This is a genomic window from Geodermatophilus sp. URMC 61, assembly GCF_052931555.1.
Genome location: NZ_JBRFHZ010000002.1, coordinates 4,341,478 through 4,357,973 on the forward strand (window position 1 = coordinate 4,341,478; position 16,496 = coordinate 4,357,973).

17 protein-coding genes are annotated in these 16,496 nt (G+C 74.2%); 4 read left to right on the top strand and 13 right to left on the bottom strand.

The features are described from left to right. Positions 1–42: 42 nt before the first annotated feature. Positions 43–240 carry a hypothetical protein gene (locus ACU610_RS20305; protein ID WP_446769502.1) on the top strand — a complete coding sequence of 66 codons (198 nt, stop codon included), beginning with the start codon at positions 43–45 and terminating at the stop codon, positions 238–240. Positions 241–383: 143 nt separating this feature from the next. Here ACU610_RS20305 and ACU610_RS20310 read toward each other — a convergent pair whose 3' ends face one another. The 6 genes from ACU610_RS20310 to ACU610_RS20335 all read right to left on the bottom strand — a co-directional run bounded on the left by ACU610_RS20310 (position 384) and on the right by ACU610_RS20335 (position 7,135). Next, a complete protein-coding gene (locus tag ACU610_RS20310) occupies positions 384–2,291 on the bottom strand; it encodes a hydantoinase B/oxoprolinase family protein (protein WP_446769503.1) in 1,908 nt (635 codons plus the stop codon). Next, positions 2,288–4,360 (bottom strand): hydantoinase/oxoprolinase family protein, encoded by a 2,073-nt coding sequence (locus ACU610_RS20315; RefSeq protein WP_446769504.1) that lies wholly within the window; start codon positions 4,358–4,360, stop codon positions 2,288–2,290. Before ACU610_RS20315 ends, ACU610_RS20310 begins: the two co-directional genes overlap by 4 nt. Positions 4,361–4,561: 201 nt before the next feature. Further along, on the bottom strand, positions 4,562–4,759 hold the full coding sequence (locus tag ACU610_RS20320; RefSeq protein ID WP_446769505.1) for a hypothetical protein: 198 nt from the start codon (positions 4,757–4,759) through the stop codon (positions 4,562–4,564). A 9-nt stretch (positions 4,760–4,768) separates the two neighbouring features. After that, the gene (locus ACU610_RS20325; protein WP_446769506.1) at positions 4,769–5,866 is read right to left on the bottom strand and encodes a winged helix DNA-binding domain-containing protein; all 1,098 of its coding nucleotides are present in this window, start codon (positions 5,864–5,866) and stop codon (positions 4,769–4,771) included. Between the two features lies 1 nt (position 5,867). Then, positions 5,868–6,299 carry a DUF1707 SHOCT-like domain-containing protein gene (locus ACU610_RS20330; protein ID WP_446769507.1) on the bottom strand — a complete coding sequence of 144 codons (432 nt, stop codon included), beginning with the start codon at positions 6,297–6,299 and terminating at the stop codon, positions 5,868–5,870. 419 nt (positions 6,300–6,718) lie between these two features. After that, the gene (locus tag ACU610_RS20335; protein WP_446769508.1) at positions 6,719–7,135 is read right to left on the bottom strand and encodes a MarR family winged helix-turn-helix transcriptional regulator; all 417 of its coding nucleotides are present in this window, start codon (positions 7,133–7,135) and stop codon (positions 6,719–6,721) included. Positions 7,136–7,203: 68 nt separating this feature from the next. On the opposite strand from ACU610_RS20335, the gene ACU610_RS20340 reads away from it, so the two are divergent. Further along, positions 7,204–9,051, top strand: coding sequence for an ABC transporter ATP-binding protein (locus tag ACU610_RS20340; RefSeq protein ID WP_446769509.1), 1,848 nt, complete (start codon positions 7,204–7,206; stop codon positions 9,049–9,051). 21 nt (positions 9,052–9,072) lie between these two features. On the opposite strand, the gene ACU610_RS20345 is transcribed toward ACU610_RS20340, so the two are convergent. The 3 genes from ACU610_RS20345 to ACU610_RS20355 form a co-directional block, all read right to left on the bottom strand. Then, a complete protein-coding gene (locus tag ACU610_RS20345; protein ID WP_446769510.1) occupies positions 9,073–9,225 on the bottom strand; it encodes a hypothetical protein in 153 nt (50 codons plus the stop codon). Positions 9,226–9,228: 3 nt separating this feature from the next. Further along, entirely contained in the window at positions 9,229–9,885 is a 657-nt protein-coding gene (locus tag ACU610_RS20350; protein ID WP_446769511.1) for a class E sortase, read from the bottom strand. 67 nt (positions 9,886–9,952) lie between these two features. Next, the gene (locus ACU610_RS20355) at positions 9,953–11,077 is read right to left on the bottom strand and encodes a PKD domain-containing protein (protein ID WP_446769512.1); all 1,125 of its coding nucleotides are present in this window, start codon (positions 11,075–11,077) and stop codon (positions 9,953–9,955) included. Between the two features lie 290 nt (positions 11,078–11,367). On the opposite strand from ACU610_RS20355, the gene ACU610_RS20360 reads away from it, so the two are divergent. Both ACU610_RS20360 and ACU610_RS20365 read left to right on the top strand, forming a co-directional pair. Then, positions 11,368–12,006: a dihydrofolate reductase family protein gene (locus tag ACU610_RS20360; RefSeq protein WP_446769513.1), complete on the top strand. Its 639-nt coding sequence runs from the start codon at positions 11,368–11,370 to the stop codon at positions 12,004–12,006. A gap of 207 nt (positions 12,007–12,213) precedes the next feature. Further along, positions 12,214–13,203 (top strand): LLM class flavin-dependent oxidoreductase, encoded by a 990-nt coding sequence (locus ACU610_RS20365; RefSeq protein ID WP_446769514.1) that lies wholly within the window; start codon positions 12,214–12,216, stop codon positions 13,201–13,203. Between the two features lie 157 nt (positions 13,204–13,360). Here ACU610_RS20365 and ACU610_RS20370 read toward each other — a convergent pair whose 3' ends face one another. The 4 genes from ACU610_RS20370 to ACU610_RS20385 form a co-directional block, all read right to left on the bottom strand. Further along, positions 13,361–13,756: an aggregation-promoting factor C-terminal-like domain-containing protein gene (locus tag ACU610_RS20370; protein WP_446769515.1), complete on the bottom strand. Its 396-nt coding sequence runs from the start codon at positions 13,754–13,756 to the stop codon at positions 13,361–13,363. 163 nt (positions 13,757–13,919) lie between these two features. After that, positions 13,920–14,351: a VOC family protein gene (locus ACU610_RS20375; RefSeq protein WP_446769516.1), complete on the bottom strand. Its 432-nt coding sequence runs from the start codon at positions 14,349–14,351 to the stop codon at positions 13,920–13,922. Continuing rightward, positions 14,348–15,214, bottom strand: coding sequence for a TcmI family type II polyketide cyclase (locus ACU610_RS20380; protein WP_446769517.1), 867 nt, complete (start codon positions 15,212–15,214; stop codon positions 14,348–14,350). The genes ACU610_RS20375 and ACU610_RS20380 overlap by 4 nt, the downstream gene beginning before the upstream one ends. Continuing rightward, a complete protein-coding gene (locus tag ACU610_RS20385; RefSeq protein ID WP_446769518.1) occupies positions 15,211–16,494 on the bottom strand; it encodes a cytochrome P450 family protein in 1,284 nt (427 codons plus the stop codon). The genes ACU610_RS20380 and ACU610_RS20385 overlap by 4 nt, the downstream gene beginning before the upstream one ends. Positions 16,495–16,496: the final 2 nt, after the last annotated feature.

Sequence of the window (16,496 nt, forward strand, 5' to 3'; positions counted from 1 at the left end):
AGCCGCCGGGTAGGTGATCGACCCCGAGTTGAGGAGGTCGCCATGACCGAGGTACCGGGCACCGACCGCGACGAGGCGCGCGAGCACGTCCTGCACGAGACGCCGCTGGTCCCCGAGGACGTCGACGACACCGACGACGACCCCCGCCACACCGACCATCCGACCTACCGCGGCGACGAGGGCGAGACCGGCGACGAGGTCAAGCCGCCGACCGGGAGCACCGACTTCGGCAGGCCCTGAGGAGGGACCCCGTCCTCCTTGTGGAGGACCCCTTGCCCCCGTCACTCGCAGGCTCGCGGCGGGACCCTGCAAGGGGGCCGTCAGGGGCTCGCGGCGAGCTCTGGACGGGGCCGCAGCGGAGCCTGGTGCAGCGGGGTCCTCCTTCAGAGCACGTCGAACTCGTTGAACGCGGCCCCGCCGGACAGCCGCGCGTAGCCGGGCCCGCGGTCGAAGAACGGCTCCTCGCCGGTGCGGGCCGCCCGCATCGAGGCCCGCAGCTCGTCGGTGGCGGCGACGTCGGCGGTCCCGTCGTCCCGCACCACGACGCCGTAGTCCGCCCGCGCGCCGGCGATGCTCACCTTGCGCCAGGCGATGTCGCGCAGCACCTCGTCGACCGGCCGGTCCAGCGGGTCGCCCCACCCGCCGCCGCCCGTCGTCCGGATGCGCACGACCGTGCCGGCGGCCAGCGGCTCGGCGTCGGCGAGCGCGTCGACGTCGTGCTCCTCCGGGCCGCCGGGGTCCACGGTGATCTGGAACGGCCGCCCGGCGCGACCGCCCGCGACGCCCCAGCAGGACAGGATCGAGCGGTCGGCGATCGACATGAAGTGCGCGTCGCGCAGCACCCGGATGTGCTTCTCGTAGCCGCAGCCGCCGCGGTACCGGCCCGGCCCGCCGGAGTCCGGCGCCAGCCCGAGCCGCTCCACCCGCAACGGGAAGCGGCTCTCGGTGAACTCCGTCGGCAGGTTCCGCGAGTCCGGGACGACGTGGATGGTGTCCTCACCGTCGGCGTACCACCGTCCGCCCGAGCCGCCGCCGAGCACCTCGCGCATGAGGTACGGCTGGCCGTCGGCGTCGGTGCCGTAGACGCCGGTGTAGCGGATCGTCTCCTGGTCGGCGGGCATCCGGCCACCGGTGGCCTTGGCCAGCACCCCGGCCAGGACGCCGAGCAGCCGCAGGATCACGAACGTCCGCGCGTTGGTCGGCGCCGGGAAGACCGGCGTGAGCAGCGTGCCCTTCTCCGGGAACCGCATCTCGATCAACGGGACGACGCCCTCGTTGACGTCGAGCTCGGCCATCCGCTCGGGCGTCTCGGCGAGGTTGCGCAGGATCGGCGCCAGCCACTTCTTGAGGAAGTTGCCGTCGGCGTAGTCACCGCAGTGGTTGATCGGCCCCTTCGCCTGCGGGCCGGTGCCGGTGAAGTCGATGGCCAGCGGGGTCTCCCGCGAGGAGTCCATGGTCAGCGTGATCCGCTGCCGGTGCAGCGTCGGCGGCTCCACGCCGTCGTGCTCGGCGTAGTCCTCCCAGACGTAGGTGCCGTCGGGGATCTGGGACAGCACCTCGCGCCGGTAGACCTCCGTCGAGTTGGCCAGGATCGCGTCGAAGCACGCCTCGACCGCCTCCACCCCGTACCGCTCGAAGAGCTCGCCCAGCCGTCGCGCGCCGGCCAGGCAGGCCGAGCACTCGGCGTCGAGGTCGGCGGCCAGCGAGTCGGGCATCCGCGAGTTGCGGGTCATGATCGTCAGCGCGGCCTCGTTGCGGACGCCGCGGTCCCACAGCTTGATCGGCGGGACCATCAGGCCCTCCTCGTACACCGAGGTCGCCGCCGAGGGCATCGAGCCGGGCACCGCGCCGCCGATGTCGTCGTGGTGGCCGAACGCCTGCACGAAGGCGACGACTTCCGCTGCGCCGTCGACCTCGGCGAACACCGGCACGGTGACGCACAGGTCGGGCAGGTGCCCGATCCCGCCCTCGGAGAGGTAGACGTCGTTGTGGAAGTAGACGTCGCCGACGTTCATCGTCTCGATCGGGTGGTCGCGCACCACCGGGTGCACCAGCGCGGAGTACGAGCGGCCGGTGAGCTTGCGCAGCTTCCGGTCGTGGATGCCGGCGCGGAAGTCGTGCGCGTCGCGGATCATCGGCGACCGCGACGTCCGCCCGATCGAGGTCTCCACCTCCCGCTCGATCGCGGCCAGCGTGCCGGCGACGATCTCCACGAGCACCGGGTCGGCGGCCACCTCACCGCCGACAGGACGGCCGTCCCCGCGCGAATCGCCACGTGCGGTGGCGGTCATCGGGCACCCCTCTCGATCAGCAGGTTGCCGTGGACGTCGACGGTCGCGCGGAAGCCGGGGTGCACCGGGACGGTCGAGCCGAACTCCTCGATCACCGCCGGGCCGGGGACGACGTCGCCGGGGGCCAGCCGGGGTCGCTCGTACGTCGGCGTCTCCACCCAGTCGTCGAAGAAGACCCGCCGGGAGCCTGTGACGGCCCGGTCCGTCACAGGCGTGGGCACCGGGGCCAGCTCCACCAGGTCCGGACGGCGGATCGGCCCGATGCCGCTCACCCGCAGGTTGACCCACTCGACGGCCTGCCGCGGGTCCTCGGCGAAGTCGTAGCCGTAAAGTCGGCGGTGGGCGGCGTGGAAGGCCTGGGCCACGTCCTCCGCGGCCGCGCGGTCCAGCTCGCCGTCCGCCACGGGGACCCGCACCTCGAAGGCCTGCCCCACGTAACGCAGGTCGGCGCTGCGCTGGATCCGCTGCCGGTCACGGGGGAAGCCCTCGCCGTCCAGCGCCTCCCGCGCCCGGGCCTCCAGCCCGCCGAACACCGTGCGCACGCGGTCGAGGTCGAGGTCGGCGTGCCGGCTGATCGTCGTCTGAACGTGGTCGTTGCGGACGTCGACGGTGAGCAGGCCGAACGCGCTGAGGTTGCCCGGGTCCGGCGGGACGAGGGTGCGGGGCAGGCCGAGGACGTCCATCAGCCGGCAGGCCAGCAGCGAGCCGGAGCCCCCGAAGGTGGTGAGCGTGAAGTCGCGGACGTCGAGGCCCCGGGCCACCGTCACCTGGCGCAGCGCGTTGGCCTGGTTCCACGCCGAGATCTCGAGGATGCCGGTGGCGGTGCGCTCCAGGTCCAGGCCGAGCTTCTCCCCGAGCTGCTCCAGCCCCGCGCGGGCGGCGTCGACCGACAGCGGGATCTCCCCGCCGAGCAGGTGCGGCGGGATCCGGCCCAGCACCACGTGGGCGTCGGTGACGGTGGGCTCGGTGCCGCCGGAGGGGTAGCAGATCGGGCCCGGGTCGGCGCCGGCCGAGCGCGGGCCCACCCTGAGCGTGCCCTCCGGCGACAGCCAGGCGATGGAGCCGCCACCGGCGCCGACGGTGACGACGTCGATCATCGGGATCTTCGACGGGTAGGCGCCGACCGAGCCCTCGGTGGTGAGCGCGGGTTCGCCGTCCACCACGACCGTGACGTCGGTGGAGGTGCCGCCGCCGTCGCAGGTGAGCACCCGGTCGAAGCCGGCCGCGCCCGCGACCAGGGCGGCGCCGAGGGCGCCGGCGGCCGGGCCGGAGAGCATCGTGGTGATCGGCTGGTGCACGACCTCCTCGGCCGACAGCACGCCGCCGTTGCTCTTCATCACGTAGAACGGCACGCCCGCAGCGAGGTCGTCGAGCCGTGCGCGGATGTTCCGCACGTACGCACCCACCCGCGGCTTCACCGCGGCGTCGACCAGCGTGGTCACCGACCGCTCGTACTCGCGGTACTCGCGCAGCACCTCGGAGCTGATGCTGACCACGGCGTCCGGGTGCTCCTCGCGCAGGACGTCGAGGACCCGGCGCTCGTGGGCGTCGTTCGCGTAGGAGTGCAGCAGGCAGATCCCGACGGTGCCGACCCCGGCGTCGCGCAGGGCGCGGGCGGCGGCGCGGGCGTCGTCCTCGTCCAAGGGGCGGACCTCCTCGCCGCGGTGGTCGAGCCGGCCGCGGACGGTGCGGACCAGGTCGGCCGGGACGATCCGCGGCGGCTTGACCCAGAAGTAGCTGTTGCCGTAGCCGTCGGGGACCGACTGGCGGGCGATCTCCAGCACCGACTCGTAGCCCTCTGTCGTGATGAAGCCGATCCGGTCGAGCTTCCCCTCGAGCAGCTGGTTGGTCGCGACCGTCGTCCCGTGGCTCACCGCGGTGATCGCGCTGCCGTCGAGCCCCATGAGGTCGAGCACCTTGCGGACGCCGGTCAGGAAACCCTCGGCCGGGTCGGCCGGGGTGGACGGCGTCTTGGTGGTCGTCGTCCGGCCGGTCGCCTCGTCCACCGCGACGACGTCGGTGAAGGTGCCGCCGGTGTCGATGCCGATGCGGACGCGGCGCGGTTCCATGCGCCGATACCTTAGGGCTGAGATACCCAGCGGGGAAGCGTCGGACGGTCCCGATCGCGAGAGCCGTCGTGGTCAGGACCGGGACGACGCCGAGCGGGGTCAGCACCAGGACCGTCGCCCGGACGGCGGACAGCCGCCGGCGGCGCGCGAGACCGGCCGACCGGCACGCGGGCCGGCCGGAGGACGTGTCGCCGGCGGCTGCTAGCCCTCGGTCCCGCCGTCGAGGGAGCCGGCCGAGCGTCCGGCGTCCTCGACCCCGGCCCCGGCGGGGTTCGGCCGTTCGACGTCGTCCGCCCCGGGACGGTCACCGCCGCCCGTGCCGACTTCGACGTCGCTGTCGTCGTCGAAGCCGCGCAGCGCGTCGTCAGGAGCCAGGAAGGCGTCGTCGGGACCGGTCATGGCCACTCCTCAGTCGATGTGGACGTCCTTGAGCACTACCCCGCGGAAGGCGGCCAGCCGCTCGGCCGCCGCGGCGAGGGCCTCCTGCGCGACCGGCTGCCACAGCTCGACCACCACGGTCAGCGTCGAGCCGGCCTTGCGCGGCCGCCAGGTCCCCGCGACCTCGCCGTCGGCCAGCACCGCGCCGGGCCGGCCGAGCACCGGCCACAGCGCCTTGGCGCGGGCGGGGTCGTCGACCAGCAGCGGGCGGTCGCGGGCCTGGAGGAACGGGTCGAACGGGCCGAGCAGGGACACACCGGCCGCGGGCGGGACGTCGTCGACCCGGTCGGCGTCCTCGGCCAGCAGCCAGCGTCGCTCGCCGTCCAGCGACACCTCGACGGCGTCCTCGGGCCAGCGGGCCTGCACGTCCTTGACCGGCGCGTCGAGGTATCCCGCCACGAGCTTCGGCGTCGCCGGGCCGAGCAGCCGCAGGTAGCCGCGCACGACGTCCAGGTGTGGGGGCACGGTGTCCGCGGGTGCGAGGTCCGGGACCGGGCGCAGCACCGGCGGCGAGGTCCCCGGCTCCAGCTCCAGCCCGGCGCGCAGCGCGGCCAGCCGGAACGGCATCTCGTACAGGTGCCTGGCGTCGCAGGACCGGCAGAACCGCAGATAGGGCTCCGGCACCAGCGCGGCCAGCCGCGTGGACAGCTCACCCTTGACCATCGGCGCCGTGACCAGCGACCGCATGGTGTCGGCGACGGTGTCCAGCGCCTCGAGGTTGCCGATGCCCGCGGCCTTCAACGGCTTGGCGGCGTCGTAGACGCGCTTGCCCGCGTCGGCGTCGGAGAACGGCGCGGTGGCCGCGACCACCCCCGGCAGGTCGGCCCGCCGGTACAGGTGCGGGGCCCCGCGGAGGGTCCACACGGTCGCCAGGTCGTGGCCGTCGAGGGCCGCGGTGTCCACGCCGCGCACCGACAGCGACCACAGCCCGCCGTCCGGCCCGGTGTCCTGCACCCCGAGGTCGAGGACGGCGGTGTCGGCCGGCACGCCGGACGCGCGGCCGATCTGCTGCGCGGCGACCCGCAGGTCCAGGACCTGCCGGCGGGTCAGGGTCGGGGTCGCGGCCACGTCAGCGCCGCGGGCGGCCGATGCCGACGACGTACAGGACGAGCAGGGCGGCACCGGGGACCGACAGCCAGATCCACCACGGGTAGACGCCTCCGTCGCTGCTCAGGGACACCAGGCCCCACACCAGGAAGTTCACCGCGGTGACGCTCGCCCAGACGATCGTCAACACCTTCATCGCGGTGCCGGCGTCGTCGTCGGAGAACCGGCCGGCCAGCGGCGGCGGGGACGGTGGCTCGGGTGGCGGCTCGGGCAGGTCGCGGGTCACCCGGGCCAGCTCGCCGCGGGTGCGGGCGGCCCACGCCGACTGCACGCGGGTGTCGAACTCGTGCAGGTCGAGCTGCCCGGCCGCCACGGCGCGGCGCAGCTTCTCCTGGACGTCGGCCCGCTCGTGGTCCGACACGCGCAACTCGTCGGGGTGTACCGGCTCGATCACGCCCCGATCGTGGCACCGCGGTCGCCCACCGTGGGAGGTGCGACGCGCGACCGAGCAGCGCAGGGCACCACGCGGGTCAGAAGGGTGGCGGTTCGTCGTCCGGAGGTGTCATCGGCAGGTTGGTGGCCCCGGGCGTGGGCGCGCGTGGGTCGGGTGCCGGTGGTCGCAGCCCCGATGGTCGGGTGGTGCGGGCGACGCCCGACGGGATGGTGACGTGCAGGGTGCCGTCGGGGTCCATGACGAACCGCCAACCCCGAGCGTGGGTCTCCAGGCGGTGGTGGCTGCGGCACAGGGTGTGGCACGTGCGTCGCCTGGCGCCGACCGATCAGCACTCGGGTGCGGGTGCGGTGGCAGTCGGGGCGAAGGTACTGCACAGAGGGTCGCCTCCCGCCCGCCGCCGGATGGCGAGGGAGGTGCCCTCAGTCGGCGAGGGTGCGCAGGATCCGGGCCAGGGTGGCGCGGTCGTCGGCGTCCAGCCGGGCGAACAGGTCGCGGTTGTCGGCGGCGCGGGCGGCGGCGATCTCGGCCTGCACCCGCCGTCCCTCCTCGGTGGGCGTGAGCACCACGGCCCGCCGGTCGGTGGGGTCGGGCGTCCGCTCGACCAGCCCGCGGGCCTGCAGCGCGTCGGCGACCTCGGTGGCCGAGCGCGGCGCGATGTGCAGCGCCTCGGCGAGCTCGGAGAGGCGGGTGCCGGACCGATCGGTGACCACCCGCAGGGCGCGGACGTGGTGGGGGGAGAGGTCCCAGGGGGCCAGCGCCTCCCGCCACCGCCGGCGCTGCCCGCGGGTGACCCGCACGAGCAGCTCGCCCAGGACCTCGGGGTCGTCGTCCGGCATGCGGGGAATCCTACCGACGGTCGCGTGGTTTCCTCATGGTGAGGTAACCTCAGTATCCGACACGGGAGGTGGTCGCCATCGACGACGCCAGAGGACTCGGCGGAGGAGGCGGGCGCCCGGGGCGCACCGTCGACCCGGCCGACCGGGCCCAGCTCGAGCGCAACCCGGTGCCGCTGCGCCGGGTGACCGCGCTGTTCGCACCCTTCCGCTGGCAGGTCGCCACGGTCGTGGTGCTCATCGTCGCCGCGTCCGCGGTGGCGCTGGCGACGCCGTTCCTGGTCAAGCTCGTCATCGACGAGGCGCTGCCGCGGCAGGACGTACCGCTGCTGGTGTGGGCGGTCCTCGGCATGCTGGCCGTCGCCGCCACCACCGCCGTCCTCGGCGTGGTGCAGACCTGGCTGTCGACGACGGTCGGGCAGCGGGTCATGCACGGCCTGCGGACCTCGGTGTTCAGCCACCTGCAACGCCAGTCGCTGGGCTTCTTCACCCGCACGCGCGGCGGCGAGGTGCAGTCGCGGCTGACCCACGACATCGCCGGCATGCAGTCGGTGGTGACCTCGACGGCGACGTCCCTGGCGGCCAACGCGACCACCGTCGTCGGCACGGTCGTGGCGATGGTCGCGCTGTCGTGGCGGCTCTCGCTGCTCTCGCTGCTCGTCCTGCCCCCGGCCATCGCGCTGACCCGCAAGGTGGCGCGGATGCGCCGCACCGTCACCGCGCAGCGCCAGCGCCACCTCGCCGACCTGCACGCCCAGGTCGAGGAGGGGCTCAGTGTCAGCGGCGTGCTGCTCGGCAAGACCCTCGGCGCCGGTCCCGCCCAGTCGCGGCGCTTCGCCGACACCTCCGCGGACCTCGTCGGTCTCGAGGTCCGCGCGCAGCTGGCCGGGCGGTGGCGGATGGCCACGATGAGCATCGTCTTCGCGGGCATCCCGGCGCTGATCTACCTGGCCGCGGGCCTGCCGGCGACCTCCGGCGGGATGACCATCGGCACGCTGGTCGCCTTCACGGCGCTGCAGGGCACGCTGTTCCGCCCGCTCATGGGCCTGCTGGACGTCGGAGTCCAGGTGACCGCCTCGATGGCGTTGTTCAGCCGGGTGTTCGAGTACCTCGACCTGCCGGTGGAGGTCAACGACCCGGCCGACCCGGTGGCGCTGGACCCCGCCCGCGTGCGCGGCGACGTGGCGCTGGAGGGCGTGTCGTTCACCTACCCCGACGGGCACCGGCCGGCGCTGGCCGACGTGGACCTGACGGTCCCCGCGGGGACGGCGCTGGCCCTGGTGGGGGAGACCGGCTCGGGCAAGAGCACGCTGGCCTCGCTGGTCGCCCGGCTGGCCGACCCGACCGCCGGCCGGGTGACGATCGACGGTGTCGACCTGCGCGACCTCTCGCTGGCCACGCTGTCGCGGGTGGTCGGGGTCGTGGCGCAGGAGGCCTACCTGCTGCACACGACCGTGCGGGAGAACCTGCGGCACGCCCGGCCCGACGCGACCGACGCCGAGCTCGAGGACGCCGCCCGCCGCGCCCAGGTGCACGACGTGATCGCCGCGCTGCCCGACGGCTACGACACGGTCGTCGGCGCCCGCGGGCACCGGTTCTCGGGCGGGGAGAAGCAGCGGCTGGCCATCGCCCGGACGCTGCTGCGCGACCCGCGGGTGCTGGTGCTCGACGAGGCCACCAGCGCGCTGGACACCGGCACCGAGCGGGCGGTGCAGGCCGCGCTCGACGAGGCCAGCCGGGGTCGGACCACGATCACCATCGCCCACCGGCTCTCCACCGTGCGGCACGCCGACCGGATCGCCGTCCTCGAGGCCGGCCGGGTCGTCGAGAGCGGCACGCACGACGAGCTCGTCGCCCGCGGCGGCCGCTATGCCGGACTCGTGGCCGCCGGCGACCGCGAGCCCGCGCTGGCCGCCTGAGCCGTCGGCGCGCCCGAGCCGTCAGAGCGTCGGCTCCCACAGGCCGCCGGGCCCGTCCAGGGCCGGGAAGGCGACGAAGAGCAGCAGCGCCACCGCGGCGAGGACCAGCACGAGCGCCGTCGTTGCCCGTACCGGGAGCGGGCCGGGCAGGTGGCGCCAGATCCAGGAGTACAAGCCTCAGACCTCCTCGAGAGCCGCGGGGCCGTCCGGGGCCGCGGCCCTGGGGACCGAGTCCTCCAGCTCCCCGTGCACGACGAGCCGCTCGCGGGTGGAGAACTTCGGGTGGCAGGTGGTCATGGTGAGGAACGCGCCGGTCGGTGCGCCGTTCGCGGCCCCACCGGGCGTGGGCGCCACGACGCTGCTCTCGCTCGGGTCCACGACGGTCGTCGTCGTCACCCGGTAGACGTGCCAGGCGTCCACGGTCTCCACGACGACCGGGTCGCCGGGCCGGAGGACGTCGAGGGCGAGGAACGGACTGCCGCGTCCGACGCGGTGCCCCGCCATCGCGAAGTTGCCCTGCTCGCCGGGCAGCGCGGAGCCGACGTAGTGACCCGGCCCGTCGTCCAGCTCGTCCGGGTCGGTCCCCTCGACCACGGCGCGGGTCCAGTCCTCGCCGAACCGCGGGATGTGCACGAAGGCGAAGGCCTGCCCGGCGTCGGGCTCGGGATCGGGCGTGCCGGTCTCCCAGTCCTCGCGGAGCTCCTCGGCGACCTGGTCCTGCGCCCGGTCGCTGAAGAGGTCGGTCACCCAGACCTCGTGGACGACGAGGAGCAGCAGCACCGCGCCGGCGGTGACCGCGAGCTCGGAGAGCCCGCGGACGATCGTGCGGGTCATCGGTCCCCCTGTCCGATGGCGCGTCCCGCCCGCCGGGTGCCGGCGGGCGGGACGCGGGTGGCCTCGGTCAGGACGCGGAGCCGGCCTTGCGGCGACGGCTCACGACCAGCCCGGCGCCACCGCCGGCCAGGACCAGACCGCCGACCGCGGCCAGCCCCAGGACGTCGGCACCGGTGTTGGGCAGCGGCGTGCCGTACTCGGTCGGCGCCGCCGGGTCGGTCGGGTCCGTCGGGTCGGTCGGGTCGTCCGCGGGGACGACGACGGCGCGGGTGGCCGTGGTCGTGGCGCCGTCGTCGTCGGTGACGGTCACCGTCACGGTGTAGGAGGCCGCGGCGGCGTACTCGTGCGTCACGTCGGCACCCTCGGCGGTCGCCCCGTCGCCGAAGTCCCAGGCGTAGCCGGTGATCCGGCCGTCGGCGTCGGTCGACCCGGCGGCGGAAAAGGTGAAGGTCCGGCCCTGGTTGGTGTGCGCGACGGCCGCGACCGGGGCCTGGTTCTCCGTCGGGTCGGGCTCCTCCCCGCCGCCGGGACCCGAGGTGAACACGAACTGGTTGCAGCCGAACGTCAGGCCGTGAACGGTCACGTCGGCGCCGGGCTGGTAGAGGAGCTGGAAGCCGAGACCCGTGACGACGGCGTCGGGGTAGGCGGCGTTGATGTCGACGAGTGTGCCCTCCTCCGGGGCCTCGGAGGCGTCGGGGTCGAGCGCGGTCAGCGGCCCGAGCGCGCTCCACCAGACGTCGGTCGGCGCGCCCGCGGCCGGCTCCCAGTACACGAGGATGTCCTCGCCACGCTCGCCCGGACCGTCCAGGTCGACGTACACCTCGTAGGTCGGGTGGTTCTCGATGGGCTGCCCCGCGGCCAGCGTGGCGTCGAGGGCGAAGTTGGTCTGCGCCGTGGCGTCCGCGAGCGCGATCTCCAGGCCGTCCATGAAGTAGGCGGCGTACGCGGCCCCGTTCGGGTCCTCCTCGGCCGACGGCGTGGTCAGCCGGAGGCCCCCGCTGAGCATCTCGGCGGCGGCCCCGTCGCCGACGCCGGTGAGCGCGCCGTTGAAGGCCCCCTCGAGGCCGGCCATGTCGAGCGTGGTGACCCCGCAGCCGGACGCCCCGGCGATGCCGGGTGCCACTGCGCCCAGCAGGGTCGTGGTGCCGAGGGCCAGGGCCCCTGTGGTGATCAGGCTGGTGGTGCGCTTCATGACAACCCCCCGTTGCCGATGGACGACGTGTGGGGGTGGGATCGCCCGGCCCCCGTCGAGCTGGGCCGACTCTGACCGCCGCCCGAGAGGCCTGACACCCCCCGTTTCCGCCCTGCACGACTCCCCAGGCCTGGGGGTCGTCCGCCGAGCCGTGACGCAACGTGACCGCGGCAGGTGCACAGCGGAGTCCCTGTTCCCCCAGTTCCGGGGGTGGCACCCGCGGCGATGAGAACCCCTCTGCCACGCCGTCCTACGGGGGAGGCCGCCGGCCCGGACCGAGGAGGACACCCATGCGACCGCTCGTCGTCACCGAGTTCACGACCCTCGACGGGGTGGTGCAGGCCCCTGGCGGCCCCGACGAGGACACCACCGGCGGCTTCGCCCACGGCGGCTGGCTGGTGCCGTTCTTCGAGGAGACCCTGGGCGCGCAGATCGACGCCTGGTTCGCCGGTGTGGAGGACTTCCTGCTCGGCCGGGGGACCTACGAAATCTTCGCGGCGGCCTGGCCGCAGACCCCCACCGAGGACGATCCGGTCGCCGAGGCGCTCAACACGCGCACCAAGCACGTCGTCACGCGCACGCTGACCTCGCTCGAGTGGTCCGGCGCGCGGGTCGTCGAGGGCGACGTCGTCGAGGCGGTGCGCGCACTGAGGGACCAGGACGGCGGCGAGCTGCAGGTGCACGGCTCGCCCGGCCTGGTGCAGACGCTGCTGCGCGCCGACCTGGTCGACGAGCTCCGCCTGGTGGTCGCACCGGTCGTGCTCGGGGAGGGCAAGCGGCTGTTCGGTGACGGCGCGATCCCGCGGTCGTGGCGGCTGACCGCGTCGGCGGCCACGCCGACCGGCGTGCTGACGTGCACCTACCGCCGGGGCGGCGAGGTCGAGACCGGCGCGATGGGCGCCGAGTACGAGGACACCGTCAGCGGCTGAGCGCCGTCGGCGTCCCCGGTGACCTCACCTGCGCGGCGCCCGGCACCATCGGGACTCGCCGCAGGCGGGGGCGGGCCGGGCTCCTCCGTCCTCGTCGTCCATCGGCGGGGGACGAGGGCCCTGGAAGGCGTCTCACACCGACCGGGGAAGGCGCCGCTCACCGCGACGGTTGTCCTGGGCAACACCGGTCGAGAGGTACGTGAGCACATGAGCATCCCGTTGTCCGTCCTCGACCTGGCGCCGATCTCGAGGGGTCAGACGCCGGGCGAGAGCATCGCGGCGAGCGTCGCGCTGGCCCAGCGCGCGGAGCAGTCCGGCTACCGCCGCGTCTGGTACGCCGAGCACCACAACATGCCGACCATCGCCTCGTCGGCGACCAGCGTGCTGATCGCGCACGTCGGCGCGCACACCTCGTCCATCCGGCTGGGTGCCGGTGGCGTCATGCTGCCCAACCACTCGCCGCTGACCATCGCCGAGCAGTTCGGCACCCTCGAGGCCGTCCACCCGGGGCGGATCGACCTGGGACTGGGCCGGGCACCGGGCTCGGACCAGAACACGGTGTACGCCCTGCGCCGCGACCCGCGCTCGGCCGACCGCTTCCCGCAGGACGTACTGGAACTGCAGGGGTACCTCACCGGCGAGAGCCGGGTGCCCGGCGTCGACGCGGTCCCCGGCAAGGGCTCGAACGTCCCGCTGTACATCCTGGGGTCGTCGATGTTCGGCGCGACGCTCGCCGCCGCGCTCGGCCTGCCGTACGCCTTCGCCTCGCACTTCGCGCCGGCCATGCTCGGGCCCGCGGTGGAGGCCTACCGGCGCGAGTTCAAGCCCTCGGCGCAGCTCGACCGGCCGTACGTGATCGCCGGGGTCAACGCGGTGGCGGCCGACAGCCGCGAGGCCGCGGAGTCCGCGTACGCCGCCGTCCGCCGGACGCTGGCGGTCGGCCTGTTCGGCCGGGGCAGGCAGCTGTCGGACGACGAGGCGCAGCTGCTGCTCGACGGCGGCGCCGGGCTGCACGTCGACACGATGCTGACCCACACCGCCGTCGGCACCCCGACCGAGGTGCGCCCGTACCTGACCGACTTCGCCCGCGAGGCCGACGCCGACGAGCTCATCGTCGCCCACCAGTTCCCCGGGGTGGAGGGCCGGCTGCGGTCGGTCGAGCTCACCGCCGAGGCGATGCAGACCGTCGCCGCCTGAGAGAAGGCCCCGTCCTCCCCACCCCTCGCAGGCTCGGCGCGAGCCTCGGGACGGGGGCGAGGGCGGGGCCGCCCCCGTCTCCGCCGCTCTCGGGCTCACGGCGGCGGCGGGGCCGGCGGGTCCCCGCGACGGGGGCGGAGGGGACGACGCGCGGGCGTCAGTACCAGTTGTTGGCCTGGTGGAAGGCCCAGGCGTCGCAGGAGGTGCCGTAGCGCTCGTCGATGTAGATGAGGCCCGCGTCGATCTGGCGGTACGGGTTGGAGGTCTTGGCGATGCCGGTGGTCGCCCAAGTCGCGTCGATGAACTGCGCGATGCCGTACGCGGTGCTCGTCGGGTTCTGCGCGTAGGGGTTCCAGTCGCTCTCGGCCTCCCAGAGCAGCTCGAGGCAGTCGAACTGGGCGGGGCTCCTGAACCCGCTCGCCGCGTAGTCCTTGTAGGCCTGCTTCGCAGACGCCGCCTCGGCGACCGACGGTCCGGCGGCGGTGAGCGCGACCGTCATGGCGCTCGCGGCGGTGATCAGGTGCAGGGCGCGGCGCGGCGTTCGACTGGGCATCGGGCAGTCCTCCTGGGTGTGCGATCTGCGGGGCGCACGCCGAGGGCCGGCGCGCGCCGGGAGCGGGTCGTACGGGGTCAGGCGTGCTGCGGCACGAGGCCTGGACGAGGCAGGGGGTGGCCGCCGGCCCGGGCGGACCCGGGCCGGCGGACGACGGCAGTGGTCAGGTCGCGGCCGGGGAGCGGTCGCGGTCGTCGGAGTAGTGGGGGGTGGACGCGACGCCCTGCAGGCCGAGCAGGTTGTCGAAGGGGTCGATGACGACCGCGGTGACGAACGGCCCGTGGGGAGTGCGGCCCTGGTGCTCCTTGGCGCCCATCTCCTGGAGGCGGGCGAGGGTGGCGTCGAGGTCGTCGACCCGCCAGTGCACGATCACCCCGCCCGGTCCGGCCACGGTGCCCGGTGGGGCCTTGGCGCGGTCGGCGATGGCGAGCTCCGCCCCGGAGTCGCCGACGGCGAACTTCGCGTACTGGATGCGCCCGCCGGGGCCGGGCCGGGTGAAGAACGGCCCCGCTCCCAGGAGGTCGGTGTACCAGTCCGTGGCCGCGGCCACGTCGTCGACCAGGTAGATGAGCGTGGAGATCCCCCGCAGGGTCATGCCGTGCCTTCCCCCGTCGTCGGCTCCGGGTCCCCGGGCGCCCAGTCCGGCGCCGTCCAGCGGTGGAACACCCGGGCCACCGAGTCGCGCGGGCTCTGCCACGTCTCCGGGCGGTACGGTTCGACGTAGGGGGCGAGGTCCGCCATGACCTTGGCGAAGGCCGGCCGCATCGACTCGTGGTTCTGCCGCACGGCCGCGGCCTTGACCCGGTCCTGCTCCAGGACGTGCACGAACACGTCCTCCATCGAGTACAGCCAGCGGCCGGTGACGCCGGTCTCCGTCGGCAGCCCGCCCGCGTCGGACTCGGCGAACACCCGGGCGATGTCCTCCTCGCTGCCCGGCCGCATCCGCTGGACTATGACGGTCATCTCCCGGTCGGGGGAGACCTCGCCCTCGGGCAGCCAGGTGTAGAAGTGCTTCGCCACGGAGTGCGACGGGTTCTGCCAGTAGCTCGGGTACGGCGTCACGTACGGCGCGATGGCCTCGGCGATCGCCTGGAACGCCGGCAGGCCACGGCGCTGACCGGAGACCTCCGGGTCCTCCTTGCGCTCGATGACGTGCAGGTACAGGTCCTCGTAGGAGAGCAGGATCCGGCCGACGACGCCGAGGTCCTGCGGCCGGGTGGTCCGGTCGTAGTAGGCGAACACCGGTCCCACCTTGTCCTCGCTGCCGGGGGCCAGCCGGCAGACGATGACGTTGCGGAACGGGCGCCAGGTGCCCGAGTACCAGCTCGCGGGCGCCGTGGCCGTGTTCGCGAACTCGACGGTGTCGTTCGCCCAGGGCGGTTCCGTGGGGGTCGTCGAGGCGTCGGCCGCGGGGTCGGCCGAGGTCGGGGCCGTGGGCGAGGGCGTCGTCTGGGTCATGGCGTGCCTCCTGGAACTGGGGTGGGGGTGAAACTCAGCGGCAGTTCGAGCAGCCCGCGGAAGGCCGACGCGGCGGGCAGCCACTGCAGCTCGTCGACGGGGACGTCGAGCCGCAGGTCGGGGAGGCGGACGAGGATCCGCCGCAGTGCCGTGGTCGCCTCGAGCCGGGCGAGAGCGGTGCCCAGGCAGTAGTGGATGCCGTGGCCGAACGACATGTGGGGGGTGTCGCCCCGGGTGAGGTCGAGCGCGTCGGGGTCCGGGGTCAGCTCCGGGTCGTGGTTGGCCGCGCTGAGCACGATCGTGACGATCGAGCCCTCGGGGATCCTCACCCCGCCGATCTCGAGGTCCTCGGTGGCGAACCGGAAGCTCGACACCGGGACCGACCCGTCGAAGCGCAGCAGCTCCTCGACGGCGTCGGGCAGCAGGCCCGGGTCGTCCAGCAGCTCCTGCATCTCCTCCGGGTGGGTCAGCAGCGCGACGACGGCGTTGCCGAGGAAGTCCGAGGTCGTCTGGTAGCCGGCGAACAGCAGCAGGAAGCAGGTCGACACCAGCTCCGCCTCCGACAGCCGGCCGTCCCCGTCGCGCGCGGCGATCAGCGCGCTGACCAGGTCCTCGCCGGGCTCGCGGCGCTTGGCCGCCACCAGGCCGGAGAAGTAGGCGTGCAGCCGCTCCTGGGCCTGCCCGATCGCGGCCCGGTCCTCCTGGGGGCTGCGCCCGCCGGTGCCGACGGTCCGGATGACCTGGGTGCCGGCCAGGATCTCCTCGTGGTCGGCCTCGGGGATGCCGAGCAGGTGGCCGATGACCGCCAGCGGCAGCCGCAGGGCGAACTCGTCGACGAACTCGGTCCGGCCCTTCGGCGCCATGCGGTCCAGCAGCCCCTCGACGATCTCCTCGACCCGCGGGCGCATCGCCTCGATCCGCCGCGGCGTGAACGCCTGCGTCACCAGCCGGCGCAGCCGGGTGTGCTCGGGCGGGTCGGAGTTGAGCATGTTGGTGTTGATCTGCCGCGCCTTCTCGCCGAACACCGCGAGGTAGGTGTCCCCGGCGCGGTACAGGTCCTTGGACAACCGCGGGTCCGACAGCGCCTGCCGGGCGTCCTCGTAGCGGGTGACCAGGAACGAGTCGAAGCGCGGCGTCCGCACCTTGACCACCGGCCGCTCGCTGCGCAGCCGGGCGTAGACCGGGTAGGGGTCGGCGCGGAACTCCGGCGTGTAGATCTCCTGACCGGGGACGACGTCGTCCGGGGGAGCGGTCGCTGCCGGCTGCGCGGTCTGGGTCATGT